This is a genomic window from Mesorhizobium sp. M1252, assembly GCF_040318265.1.
GTDB lineage: Bacteria > Pseudomonadota > Alphaproteobacteria > Rhizobiales > Rhizobiaceae > Mesorhizobium.
Map to the genome: position 1 here is coordinate 335,646 of NZ_JAMYLX010000001.1, position 12,690 is coordinate 348,335.

The following is a 12,690-nucleotide window of genomic DNA, read 5'->3' on the forward strand; positions in this document are numbered from 1 at the left end:
TTTGGCGACCAAATATGGCGCAAATCTTGGCCCAGTCGTCGGCGAGCCCAACCTTCGCCCCTCGGCACGGCCCTGGCGGGCAGGGAGTGTCTTGATGGGTGCGCTGCCGGCGGTGCTTGAGCCCGGCTGCCGAAGCCCATAAGAAGGACGAAAGACCGAGGAAACGCCTTCGATGTTCACGAAAATCCTGATCGCCAATCGCGGCGAGATTGCTTGCCGCGTCATCAAGACGGCGCGCAGGATGGGGATTGCCACCGTAGCGGTGTATTCCGACGCCGATCGCGACGCCGTGCACGTCGAAATGGCCGACGAAGCCGTGCATATCGGGCCATCGCCTGCCGCGCAAAGCTATCTTCTGCCTGAAAAGATCATCGCTGCCTGCAAGGAGACGGGCGCGCAGGCCGTGCATCCCGGCTACGGTTTTCTGTCGGAGCGGGCCGCCTTCTGCGAAGCGCTTGAGGCTGAGGGCATTGTCTTCATCGGTCCGAAACCCAAGGCTATCAAGGCGATGGGCGACAAGATCGAATCGAAGAAGTTCGCCAAGGCCGCTGAGGTGTCGACGGTTCCCGGCTGGCTTGGTGTCATCGAAAATGCCGACCATGCCGAAAAGATCGCCGGCGAGATCGGTTATCCCGTGATGATCAAGGCCTCGGCCGGCGGCGGCGGTAAAGGCATGCGCATTGCCTGGAGCCAGTCGGAAGTGCGCGACGGCTTCGACCGGGCGCGCTCGGAGGCGAAAAGCTCGTTCGGCGACGACCGAGTCTTCATCGAAAAGTTCGTCGTCGATCCGCGTCATATCGAAATCCAGGTGCTGGCCGACGCGCATGGCACCGCCCTCTATCTCGGCGAGCGCGAATGCTCGATCCAGCGCCGGAACCAGAAGGTTGCGGAAGAGGCGCCGTCGCCATTCCTCGATGCCAGGACGCGCAAGGCCATGGGCGAGCAGGCCGTGGCGCTGGCCAAGGCGGTCGACTACCAGAGCGCCGGCACCGTCGAGTTCATCGTCGATGCTGAAAAGAACTTCTATTTCCTTGAAATGAATACACGATTGCAGGTCGAGCATCCGGTGACGGAGCTTGTTACCGGCATCGACCTGGTCGAGCAGATGATCCGTGTCGCCGCCGGCGAGAAGCTGGCGATCGAGCAGAGCGACGTCAAGCTGAACGGCTGGGCGGTGGAAAGCCGGCTCTATGCCGAGGATCCCTATCGCAATTTCCTGCCCTCGATCGGCCGGTTGACGCGCTACCGGCCGCCGGAGGAGGGCAAGTTCGGCGATGTCTTCATCCGCAACGACACCGGCGTCACCGAAGGCTCCGAGATTTCGATGTTCTATGATCCGATGGTGGCAAAACTCTGCACCTGGGCGCCCACGCGTATCGAGGCCATCGATGCCATGTCGGAAGCGCTGGACAGTTTCGTCGTCGACGGCATCGAGCACAACATCCCGTTCCTGGCGGCGCTGATGCAGCATCCGCGCTGGCGCGAGGGGCGGATATCGACGGGCTTCATCGCCGAGGAATATCCTGACGGCTTCGCGCCGATCGTGCCCAATGGCGATGAAAAGGCAGTGCTGGCGGCGATCGCCACCGCGGTCGAGCTTCTGCGCCGCGATCGGCTTGACCGGCTGGGCGGGCGGCTGGCGCCGCATTCGGGCGCACTCAAGCGCGATTGGGTGGTGAAGCTCGGCGACGACTATCTCCAGGCTTCGATCATCGAGGGCATGATCTCCATTCCGATGGAAATCGATCTGTCGGTCGATGGCGGCAAAGCGCTGACCGTGGCGTCCGACTGGCGGCCGGGCGACCTCATCTGGCGCGGCACTGTCGGTGCCCGCAAGGTCACGGCGCAGATCAGGCCGGCGCCGAACGGCCTGCGCATTGCCTGGAAAGGCATGTCGGTGACGGCGCGCGCCATGCTGCCGCGCACGGCTGAACTGGAAAGGCTGATGCCGGAGAAGGTGGCGCCGGACACGTCCAAGATGCTGCTTTGCCCGATGCCGGGCCTGGTCGTGTCGATCGCGGTTGCCGAGGGGCAGGAGGTCAAGGCCGGCGAGACGCTGGCCGTGGTCGAGGCGATGAAGATGGAAAACGTGCTGCGCGCCGACCGCGATCTTGTCGTGTCGAAGCTCAACGCCAAGCCGGGTGACAGCCTGGCTGTGGATGCGGTGATCATGGAGTTCGCCTAGAGATTGTTTGGAATTCTACTCCGGCGGCCATCTGAAGGTGGTTTCTGCGCTTCCCGTGCTCACGGACCAATGGCCGCTGCGCTCCGGTTCTCGAACCGCCATCATATGACTCGCCAGAGCGAATTTCGAAACAATCTCTGAGCCGTGCGGCGGGGTACGGAAGCCTGTGGTCGGCGGTCATTTGTGCTGGACTGGCATCGCCCGGTCCGGGACAATACATCTCCATCGACTCAAAGCCTTTCGAGCAATTTGAAACACCATGGCGGATGACAAACTTCCACGCGATCCCCTGAAGCGCGAAGCAGCGCTCGCTGCCGCGCGCCCGGAGGCGCCGGCGCGGCGGTTCATCCATCTGCGCGTGCATTCGGCGTATTCGCTGCTCGAGGGCGCCTTGCAGGTCGCCGCTGTCGTCGGCCATGCCGTCAAGGACGAGTGCCCGGCAATCGCCGTCACCGACACCAACAATCTGTTCGGCGCGCTGGAATTTGCCCAGAAGGCAGTGAAGGAAGGCATCCAGCCGATCATCGGCTGCCAGATCGATCTCGCCTTTTCCGGCGAGACCAGTGACGCACAGCGCGACCGCCGCCGCCACGGGCCGGAGATGAACGCCGTGGTGCTGCTCGCCGCCACCGAGGTTGGCTACAGCAACCTCGTCAGGCTGGTCAGCCAGGTCTATCTGGAGACGCCGCCGGGCGAGCCCGTGCATCTGACGTCAGCAATGCTGGAAGGCCATAGCGATGGCCTGATCTGCCTCAGCGGCGGGCCGCGCGGCCCGATCGGCCGGGCGCTGAAGGAGGATCGCCGAGATCTTGCCGAGACGCGGCTTCTGGCCCTCAAGGCGCTGTTCGGCGACCGGCTCTATGTCGAACTGGACCGTGTTTCCGGTTATGACCGCGCTATCGAGAAATCATCGGTCGACCTTGCCTATATCCATGATCTGCCGCTGGTCGCCACGAATGAGGCGTTCTTCGCCGCCCGCGACGACTATGACGCGCATGATGCGCTGATCGCCATTGCCGAAGGGTCGGTGGTTGCCGCCGACAACCGCCGCCGCCTGACATCGGACAATTTCCTGCGCAGCCAGGCCGATATGGCAAGGCTGTTTGCCGACCTGCCTGAGGCGATCGACAACACCGTCGAGATCGCCCTGCGCTGCTCCTATTATCCCAAGACCCGCAACCCGATCCTGCCGCGCTTTACCGGCGGCGATGTGGCCGACAATGAGGTGGCGCTGAAGGCCGAGGCCGATGAACTGCGCCGGCAGGCCCATGAAGGTCTCGACGCCCGGCTGGCGGCGCATGGACCCACCGCCGGCTACACGGTCGAACAATACCGCGAGCGGCTCGATTTCGAGCTCTCCATCATCGAGAAGATGAAATTTCCCGGTTACTTCCTGATCGTGGCCGACTTCATCAAATGGGCGAAGGCGCAAGGCATTCCGGTCGGGCCGGGCCGTGGTTCGGGCGCCGGATCGCTGGTCGCTTATTCCACCACCATCACCGATATCGATCCGCTGCGCTTCTCGCTGCTGTTCGAGCGCTTCCTCAATCCGGACCGCGTGTCGATGCCCGACTTCGACATCGACTTCTGCCAGGATCGGCGCGAAGAGGTCATCCGCTACGTCCAGCAGAAATATGGCCGCGACCAGGTGGGACAAATCATCACCTTCGGTACGCTGCAGGCGCGCGCGGTGCTGCGCGACGTCGGCCGCGTGCTGCAAATGCCTTATGGCCAAGTCGACAAGCTCTCCAAAATGGTGCCGCAGAACCCGGCCAATCCGGTCAAGCTGGCGGATGCCATCGCCAACGAGCCGCGCTTTGCCGAGGAGGCCGAGAAGGAGCCGATCGTGCAGACGCTGCTCGATATGGCGCAAAAGCTGGAAGGGCTCTACCGCCACGCTTCGACGCACGCCGCCGGCATCGTGATCGGCGACCGGCCCTTGTCGGAACTGGTGCCGATGTACCGCGATCCGCGCTCCGACACGCCGGTCACCCAGTTCAACATGAAATATGTCGAGCAGGCCGGGCTGGTAAAATTCGACTTCCTCGGCCTGAAGACGCTGACGGTGCTGGAGACGGCGGTGAAGCTGATCCGCCGGCGCGGCATCGAGATCGACCTGGCGACGATCCCGCTCGACGATCCTGAAACCTACGCCATGCTGTCGCGCGGCGAAGTGGTCGGTGTGTTCCAGGTGGAAAGTGCCGGCATGCGCAAGGCGCTGATCGGCATGCGGCCCGACTGCATCGAGGACATCATCGCGCTGGTGGCGCTCTACCGTCCCGGCCCGATGGAGAACATCCCGACCTACAATGCCAGAAAACATGGCGAGGAGGAGATGGCCTCGATCCATCCCAAGATCGACCATCTGGTGAAGGAGACGCAAGGCGTCATCGTCTACCAGGAACAGGTGATGCAAATCGCGCAGGAGCTGTCGGGCTATTCGCTCGGCGAAGCCGACCTGCTGCGCCGCGCCATGGGCAAGAAGATCCGCGCCGAAATGGACAAGCAGCGCGAGCGCTTCGTCACCGGTGCGGTCGAACGCGGTGTCGGCAAGCCGCAGGCCGACTTCATCTTCGACCTTCTGGCCAAGTTCGCCGACTACGGCTTCAACAAATCGCACGCGGCCGCCTACGCCGTCGTGTCCTACCAGACCGCCTATCTCAAGGCGCACTACCCCGTCGAGTTCCTGGCGGCGTCGATGACGCTCGACATGGGCAACACCGACAAACTCGCCGATTTCCGCCAGGATGCGCTGCGTCTCGGCATCGAGGTGGTGGCGCCGTCGGTGATGACCAGCTTCCGCAATTTCGAGGTCGGCGAGAACCGCATTTACTATTCGCTGGCGGCCCTGAAGGGCGTCGGCGACGCTGCGGTCGAGCACATCGTCGCCATGCGCGGCGAAAAGCCGTTCAAGAATCTCGCCGATTTCTGTGAAAGGGTCGATCCCAAGATCGTCGGCAAGCGCGTCTTCGAAAGCTTGATCATGGCCGGCGCGCTCGACTGCTTCGGCCACGACCGCGCCCAGATGATGGCCGGCGTCGAACGGATGATGGGGCTGGCTTCGCTGGCGCAGCAGAATGCCATTTCGGGCCAGCACGACATTTTCGGCGCGTCGCTCGGCGCGCAGCAGCAGGCGCTCAATTTGCCGCAGACCGATCCGTGGCTTGCCGCCGACCGGCTGCACCGTGAATTCCAGGTCGTCGGCTTCTATCTTTCGGCGCATCCGCTCGACGAGTACAAGGCGGCCCTGCAGAAGATGCGCGTGCAGAACTGGGGCGAGTTCTCGGCTGCGGTCAAACGCGGTGCCGCCGCGGGCCGGCTCGCCGGCACCGTCACCACCAAGCAGGAGCGCAAGACCCGAACCGGCAACAAGATGGGCGTCATCGCCTTTTCCGACACTTCTGGCCAGTATGAAGCCGTGCTGTTTTCGGAAGGGTTGGCGCAGTATCGCGATCTGCTCGAGCCTGGACGTTCGGTGGTGATCACCGTTTCGGCCGAGGATAGGCCCGAAGGGGTCAATCTGCGCATCCAGACGGTGCAGTCGCTGGAGGATGAGGCCAGCCGCATCCAGAAGGCGCTGCGCATCTTCGTGCGCGATGCGGCTCCGATCGGCATGCTGGCCGGCCAACTGGCGGTAAAGGGCGAGGGCCAGGTCAGCTTCGTGCTGATCAAGGAAGCCGGGCAAGGCGAGATCGAGATCGAATTGCCCAACCGCTACCGCATCTCGCCGCAGATCGCGTCGGCCATGCGCGCGGTGCCGGGTGTGGTCGAAGTCGAGCTCGTCTAGGCTGCGCTGATATACACGGCAATCGCATCGACGTCGGCCAGTGCATGACGGCATAAAGATGCTCTGGGCCTGACATTGCAGCCGATAGGGCCAGCGGGCGGGGCGTGGTTGACCTGACCTTCCTTTGAACCACATGCGTTGAGCAGAAACTTCAAAGGAACGCACAATCATGCCCAGCCGCGAACGCGTCGAAGCCTTCCTCAAGGAGGTGGTCGAAGGCAGCCACGTCAAGGCGATCGCCGACTTCTACCATGACGATGCCACCATGCAGGAAAATCTCGGCGTCCCGCGGCGCGGCAAGGAAACACTGATGGCGCATGAGCAGGCAGCACTCGACCGGATCGAGAAGATGCACACCCATCCTGTCCAGACATTCCTGGTCGATGGCGACAATGTCGCCATCCGCTGGACCTTCGACCGTGTCGACAAGGCCGGCACCGTGCGCCGGCTGGAAGAGGTGGCCCTGCAGCGCTGGCGTGGTGACCGGATTGCGGAGGAGCGGTTCGTCTACGACACCGCCTCGGCCTGGCGCCTCGTCGGGCCGGACGGCAAGGTGGTGGAGGGCTGACGGTCACCGGGGCCACTAGATCATGATGAGATTTGGTTGAAATCTCATCATGATCTAACCCTTTGTTGGAGCATGATCTTTTCCAAAAACCGGCACCCACTTTTTGGGATCATGCACTAGACGGCCCCGCCTGGGACCGTTACGCACTTGGTGATGAAAGCAGCCGAGAAGGACGGATCGCAGCAAAGCTCTGCCATCGCGCGGCTGCGTGACAGGCTGCGCAAGCTCTATCACGGACGCACGCCGGCGGCGTTCCGGTTTCAGCTGGTGGCGGTCATCATCGACCTCGCCATCATCGCCTTCTTCGTTGCCACGCCGGTGCTCCAGGACAAGCCGTCATTCCTGTGGCTCGACTATACCGTCGCGGCGCTGGTCGCCGCCGACCTGATTGCCCGACTGTTAGCCTCCAACGACATGTTGCGGCTGATGAAACAGCCGACATCCTGGGTCGATGTCTTCATCCTTTTGACGCTGCTGATGCCGACGGCGCTGGCAAATCTGGCGTTCCTGCGCATCCTGCGGCTGTGGTCGCTGTCGCGCAGCGGCTCGCTGTGGCGGCATTTCGAGATGCGCGGGCTAAGGCCATGGCGCGAGGCGAGCCAGGCGGTCATCAACCTTTTGACGTTTCTCTTCGTCATCACCGGTTTCGTCTACACCTTCTTCTTCCGCTCCGGCGCCGGCCTCGAAAACTATGTCGATGCGCTTTATTTCACCGTTGCCACGGTGACGACGACCGGTTTCGGCGACATCGTGCTGCCGGGAATTGCCGGCAAGCTGACCGCAATCGTCACCATGATCATCGGCATCTCGCTGTTCGTCAGGCTGGCGACAGCGATCTTCCGACCGGCCAAGGTGCTCTTTCCCTGTCCACAATGCGGCCTGCAGCGGCACGAACCGGACGCCGTGCATTGCAAGGCCTGCGGGCATCTCCTCAACATCCCCGACGAAGGAAGCTGATTGGCGGCGGTGCTATGACGTAGCCACTTCCGCTGGTTGCGGCGCCTTGCGCTGCAGGTTGAGCAGGTTGCCCAGCAGGATCAGCAGGGCGCCGCCGGCGGTGAAGGCGTCGATCTGCTCGCTATAGAGCAGCCAGCCGATCAGCGCCGATAAAGGCACGCGCAAGAAGTCCATCGGCGAGATGACGGTCGCGTCGGCATAGGCGAGTGCGCGGGCCATGCAGAAATGCGAAGACATGCCGGTGAAGGCAATCAGCAGGATCCATGGCCAGAGTTCGAGCGGTGGGTTGCGCCATTCATAAAGCGCCGGGATCAGGCCGACCACTGACTGGATGATCAGCATCCAGAAGATGATGCGCACGACGCTGTCGGTGCGTGTCAGCGACTTGACCATGACCACCGAAATGCCGAAGCAGACAGCGGCGCCGAGCACGATCAGGTGCCCCGGATCGACGGCGCCAACGCCGGGCCGCACGATGATCACCACGCCGATCAGCCCCAGCGCGATCGCCGCCAGCTTGGGTCGGGAGAGCCTTTCGCCGAGGAAGGCCACCGCCAGCAGGGCCGTCCAGATCGGCGTCGTGAATTCGATCGAAATCAGCACGGCCAGCGGGATCAGTGTCAATGCGTAAAGCCATGCCGCCTGGCCGGTATAGTGGATGACATTGCGGGCGAGATGGGCGACGGGGCGCTGCGTGCGCATCGCCGCAAAGCCGCCGCTCACAATCACCAGCGGCAGCAGGATGAAAAAGCCGATCACCGAGCGCAGTTCCAGCACCTGGAACACGTTGAGCTCCGCGGTCGTGGCGCGGCCGGCGACCGACATCGCCAGGAACGAGGCGATCGACAGCGCCATCCAGAACGCGGCTTTGGGGATCGATGGGGAAGGTGCCATAGGCGCTATGTCGCAAGCCGGGGCTTCCATCGCAACCGCTAGGCGACGCATTCGACTGGGCCAGACCCGTTGCAAAACAGCCATGCTGGAAGTGGAACCTGACGCAACGGCAGGCGTTGGTTCCCGGTATTGGCCAATTGCTGGACGCATCGTTTCTTAAACATCAACGGGGGAGAGATTCCGATGAAATCATTCGCGCGGTTTCTGCTAGCCGGCTGCCTGCTAACTGCAAGCGCCGCGGCCCATGCCGACGAGGCGAATTTTCTCAGCTCCTTGCAAGGGAATTTCTCCGGCAAGGGGACAGTCAAGGTCACCACCGACGCACCGACGGTGAATGTGTCCTGCACCTTCAATTCCGACGCGACCTCGAGCTCATTGTCGCTTGACGGCAATTGCCGTGGTCTTGTCGTGGTGACGCGCGCCATCAGCGCCAATCTGAAGGCCCGCGGGGCGAAGTATACAGGCGTCTATGTCGGGTCGCGCACCGGGCCGGCACAGCTCGCCGGCAGCCGTTCTGGCAACGCGATCAGGCTCGGCATTCGCTGGGCGGCGGAGGTCAATGGCGATCGTAAGGCGCGGTTGACGGTCGAGAAAACCAGCGGCGACGGAATGCGGTTGACCGTTACCGACGTCGATCCGAAAACCGGCAACAACGTGGTGACGAGCCGCATCGATCTCAAGCGTATCTAAGCCGTCTCACTCCTCGATCGGCTCCGGCGGGTTGGCGTTGCGGCCTTTGCCGAAGGTGTAGCCGGTTTCCACCGCCTTCTTGCCGAACTTGTCGCGCAGCGTATCGATGGCGCTTTCGGCCATGGCGCGCTTGCGCGAGCCGACGTCGACGAGATCGGGCGGATCGGCCTTCTCGTCATCCGAGAGATCGCTGACACCGATGCCAAGCAGCCGGTACTTTGTCCCGTCCGCCTCCTTGCGCAACAGCTCGAGCCCGGTCTGGAAAATGCGGTCGGCCAGCCGGGTCGGGTCGCCGAGCTGGCGGTTGCGGGTACGCAGCTTGAAATCCTGCGTCTTCAGCTTCAGCACCACGGTGCGCCCGGCAATGCCTGACTTCTTCAGCCGCGCCGAGACCTTTTCCGACAATCCCCTCAGCACTGGAACCAGTTCGCCCATTTCAGCTATGTCGGTGTCGAAAGTGGTTTCGGCCGACACACTTTTCGCATCCTGGTCGGGATCGACACGACGGTCGTCCTGGCCGCGCGAGAGATGGTAGAGCCGGGTGCCCATCACGCCATAGCGGCGCATAAGATCGGCGCGCTCCATGCGCTGCAACTGGGCGATGCTGCGGATGCCGTCGCGTTCGAGCGTTGCGGCAAAAGCCTTGCCGACGCCCCAGATCAGCGTCACCGGCTGTTCGGCCAGGAAACCCAGCGCCTCGGCTTCGCCGATCACCGAAAAGCCGCGCGGCTTGCGGAAATCGGAGGCAACCTTGGCCAGGAACTTGCAGTAGGAAAGGCCGGCCGAAACGGTGATGCCGATTTCCTTTTCGACGGTCTGCGCAAAGCGCGCCAGCACCACCGCCGGCGGCATGCCGTGCAGGCGCTCGGTGCCGGCAAGGTCGAGAAACGCCTCATCGATGGAGAGCGGTTCGACCAGCGGCGTGAGCGCCTGCATCAAGGCGCGGACATCGCGGCCGACGCGGACGTATTTCTCCATATTGGGCGGGATGACGACCGCTTCCGGACAGGCTTCGAGCGCCTTGAACATCGGCATTGCCGAGCGCACCCCCTTGATGCGGGCGATGTAGCAGGCGGTGGAGACGACGCCGCGCTTGCCGCCGCCGATGATCAGCGGCTTGTCCTTCAGCGCCGGATTGTCGCGCTTTTCGATCGCCGCATAGAAGGCGTCGCAATCGATATGCGCTAGATGCAGCTGGTAGAGCTCGGGATGGCGGGTGAGTCGAGGGCTGCCGCAACGCTCACAGCGCCTGGTATCGCTGCGCTGAAAGGTCAGGCAGTCGCGGCAAAAACCGTGCTCGGGATTGTTGACAGGGGCCGCCATCGCTGCGAACATAAAGAGAACAGATGCAATGGTACGTCAGGACGGAAGCCGCCACAAGCGGTTAGCCGGGAGAGAACTCATGAGCACCACCATAGCGCCGCTGGCGCCTGACCTATGGGCGGATTTCGAGGATCTTTTCGGCAAGCAGGGCGCCTGTTACGGGTGCTGGTGCACGCATTTCCGGATGGCGCCGGCGGTCCGGCGGGCCAGCGACAAACAGCGCAACAAGGATCATATCAAGGCGCGCATCGACGCAGGGCCGCCGCCGGGGCTTTTGGCTTTCGAGGACGGCATAGTGGTCGGCTGGATGCAGATCGGCCCGCGCGCCGACGTGCCCGAATGGAACAATCGGGGCAGGGGCTCGGCGCCGGTCGATCCAACCGACGCCGTAGATCCCGGCGTCTGGGCCATCTCCTGCTTCTTCATCCGCGCCAGCGCGCGCGGCCGAGGCGTCAGCCACCGCCTGGTCGAGGGCGGCATCGCTTTTGCCCGCCAGAACAAGGCGCGGCTGGTCGAGGCGTGTCCGATCGACGTGTCGCGCGATTCGCGTTCGATCGGGCTGTTCGTCGGCTCGTCGCGTGTGTTCGAAAAGGCCGGCTTCGAGCGGCTCCTCGAACGCAAGGCCGGCCGGCCGCTGATGCGGCTTGTGCTGTAGGCGGCAGCAATCCATAGGTCTTGTCTTGCGGCTGTGATGGTATTTTCCTACCAGTGGTAGAAGCGGTTTTGACGACTGCAATAAAGGGAGGATCGATATGAAGCGCGTTTTGCCATTCGCTTTGCTTCTAGCCTGCAGTGCGCCGGCGCTTGGGCAGACGGTCGACAGCGAGGGCGCCAAGCAGCTTACCGACAATCTGGCGCGCTATTTCAGCAAGAAGCCGTTCGAGATCGGATTTCTGAAGGTCTCGGTCGAAGGCGACGCCTACAAGCTCGCATTCGATTTCAAGCCCGTCGTGGAACTCTTGGCAAAACAGGATGGCCTGAAGCTCGATCTCACCCCTTATACGCTGTTGACCAAACCACGCAGCGATGGCGCGTGGGATGTCTCAGGCAATCTGGCGCCGGAAGGGTCGATGGAGTTCAACGGCCCTCAGGGGCCGCAAAGCATGAAGATGTCTATCAAGGGCGGGAAGTTCGTTGGTGTCTACGATCCCGAGTTGGCGGCTTTCAGCAGCGCCACGTCGTCACTTGAAGGCATGAATATGACGTCGCAGGACGCCAGGCAGCGCACGGAGATGAGTTCTGGTGCTGGAACCGCCACAATGAGCGCTACCAAGGGCGCAAATGGCGGTGTCGATTTTAGCATGGTTCAGACGATTGCCGATTTTGCAGAGGTCATCACGATCGACAACCCCAACAGCGGGCAGAAAATCCCGCTGACGGTCAAGTCGCCCGAATTTTCGGTCGACGCGAAAGGCAAGGGGCTGCGCACGAAGCCTATTCTGGACCTGTTGGCTTTCGCCGTGGCCAATGAGGACGAGGCGAAACTGAAAGCCAATCAGGCGGAGCTCAAGTCGCATCTTCTGACCGCGCTGCCGATATGGGAGCGGATTGATGGGGCTTACAGTCTCAAGGATTTCAGCGTCGGCAGCCCGATCGGCAGTTTCGGCGCAGCAACACTCGGCATCGCCTTCGGCATGGACGGTGTCTCGCGCAACGGGACGATCAGCTACGGGATCAAAGCGTCTGGGCTCTCGATACCGCAAAATCTTGTTCCAGCCTGGAGCGTCGCGCTGTTGCCCACCGACATCGACCTCAATTTCGGTGGGGCCAACATCGATCTCGACACAATGGCCAAGAAGGCTATCGAGGCCTTCGATCTCAACAACAACCCGCCGCTTTCGGCGGATTTCGGCGACGGCGTGAAGAAAGATTTTCTGGCGAACGGCCCCAAGATCCTCATCGGCCACAGCACGGTCAAGGGCGGCGGTGCCGAAATCGGGCTGGAGGGCGATATGACGTTTCCCGATGGCGAGAAGCCCGATGCCAACGTGACGATCGACGTGACCGGCTACGACAAGATCGTGGCAAGCCTGCAGGAGGCGGCGAAGACCTACCCGCAGGCCTCACAGGCTTTTACCGGCGCCTTGGCCATCAAGGGATTTGCCAAGACGCTGCCGGATGGCCGTATCGAATGGGTGATCAACGCCAGGCACGATGGGTCGGTGACGGTCAACGGCGCCATGCTGAAGGGGCCGGATCCGGTCGTGGAAGACAACACCGATCAGAATGCGATCCCTGGCGAGGGCAACAATGGCGGAGCAGGGGCGAAGCTGCAGCCTTAATCGC

At 62.7% G+C, this 12,690-nt stretch carries 9 protein-coding genes; 7 read left to right on the forward strand and 2 right to left on the reverse strand.

Going from position 1 to position 12,690, the window contains the following annotated elements:
- Nucleotides 1-172 precede the first annotated feature (172 nt).
- From NKH22_RS01650 to NKH22_RS01665, 4 genes are all read left to right on the forward strand, one after another.
- Nucleotides 173-2,185 carry an acetyl-CoA carboxylase biotin carboxylase subunit gene (locus NKH22_RS01650; RefSeq protein WP_023729859.1) on the forward strand — a complete coding sequence of 671 codons (2,013 nt, stop codon included), beginning with the start codon at nt 173-175 and terminating at the stop codon, nt 2,183-2,185.
- 259 nt (nt 2,186-2,444) lie between these two features.
- Nucleotides 2,445-5,972, forward strand: a complete 3,528-nt coding sequence (gene dnaE / locus NKH22_RS01655) for a DNA polymerase III subunit alpha (protein WP_352908843.1) — start codon at nt 2,445-2,447, stop codon at nt 5,970-5,972.
- 169 nt (nt 5,973-6,141) lie between these two features.
- Nucleotides 6,142-6,540 (forward strand): nuclear transport factor 2 family protein, encoded by a 399-nt coding sequence (locus tag NKH22_RS01660; RefSeq protein ID WP_023667583.1) that lies wholly within the window; start codon nt 6,142-6,144, stop codon nt 6,538-6,540.
- Nucleotides 6,541-6,693: 153 nt separating this feature from the next.
- On the forward strand, nt 6,694-7,497 hold the full coding sequence (locus NKH22_RS01665) for a potassium channel family protein (protein WP_352908845.1): 804 nt from the start codon (nt 6,694-6,696) through the stop codon (nt 7,495-7,497).
- Nucleotides 7,498-7,509: 12 nt separating this feature from the next.
- Here the strand turns inward: NKH22_RS01665 and NKH22_RS01670 are convergent, their stop codons facing one another.
- Complete coding sequence (locus tag NKH22_RS01670; protein WP_023695433.1) at nt 7,510-8,391, reverse strand: DMT family transporter; 882 nt, start codon at nt 8,389-8,391, stop codon at nt 7,510-7,512.
- Nucleotides 8,392-8,574: 183 nt separating this feature from the next.
- Between NKH22_RS01670 and NKH22_RS01675 the strand changes: the two genes are divergently transcribed.
- Complete coding sequence (locus NKH22_RS01675; RefSeq protein ID WP_352908847.1) at nt 8,575-9,081, forward strand: hypothetical protein; 507 nt, start codon at nt 8,575-8,577, stop codon at nt 9,079-9,081.
- A gap of 6 nt (nt 9,082-9,087) precedes the next feature.
- Here NKH22_RS01675 and NKH22_RS01680 read toward each other — a convergent pair whose 3' ends face one another.
- Nucleotides 9,088-10,416 carry a DNA polymerase IV gene (locus NKH22_RS01680; protein ID WP_023734461.1) on the reverse strand — a complete coding sequence of 443 codons (1,329 nt, stop codon included), beginning with the start codon at nt 10,414-10,416 and terminating at the stop codon, nt 9,088-9,090.
- A gap of 67 nt (nt 10,417-10,483) precedes the next feature.
- On the opposite strand from NKH22_RS01680, the gene NKH22_RS01685 reads away from it, so the two are divergent.
- Nucleotides 10,484-11,059, forward strand: coding sequence for a GNAT family N-acetyltransferase (locus NKH22_RS01685; protein WP_352908848.1), 576 nt, complete (start codon nt 10,484-10,486; stop codon nt 11,057-11,059).
- A gap of 97 nt (nt 11,060-11,156) precedes the next feature.
- The gene (locus NKH22_RS01690; protein ID WP_023691159.1) at nt 11,157-12,686 is read left to right on the forward strand and encodes a hypothetical protein; all 1,530 of its coding nucleotides are present in this window, start codon (nt 11,157-11,159) and stop codon (nt 12,684-12,686) included.
- The last annotated feature ends 4 nt before the right edge of the window (nt 12,687-12,690 follow it).